Genomic DNA, 300 nt, shown 5'->3' with positions numbered 1-300 from the left:
GTCGTTGCCCCAGAACCCGTCACGCCGCTCACCGCGGCGCCGTCGGCACCCTTGGTGTCGGCGCCGGCCGCATTGCCGTCGCTGCCGACGCCGGTAATCACGTTGCCGCTCGCCGTGCCGCCTTCCGAGACGCTGTCCGTGTCGGCAACCGCCGTCGGCACGTCATCGATGATGGCGATGGAGAGCGTCGTGGAGGCCGGATCACCGTCGGAATCGACCACCTGGACGGCGAAGTCGTCATGGGTAGTGTTGCCCGAGGTGTTGTCCAGCAGCGTGTAGGAATAGGTGTAGCCTGTCGCC

Annotated in this window: 1 protein-coding gene; it reads right to left on the bottom strand. The window is 67.3% G+C overall.

All coding sequences use genetic code 11. The features are described 5' to 3' along the window. A partial coding sequence (locus tag EN824_RS35480; protein ID WP_189522268.1) for a hypothetical protein occupies positions 1-300 on the bottom strand: 300 nt, incomplete at both ends.

Source organism: Mesorhizobium sp. M8A.F.Ca.ET.181.01.1.1 (genome assembly GCF_004792025.1).
Taxonomy (GTDB): domain Bacteria; phylum Pseudomonadota; class Alphaproteobacteria; order Rhizobiales; family Rhizobiaceae; genus Mesorhizobium.
Note: the sequence above shows the minus strand (reverse complement) of the source record. Positions and strands in the feature narration are given on the sequence as shown.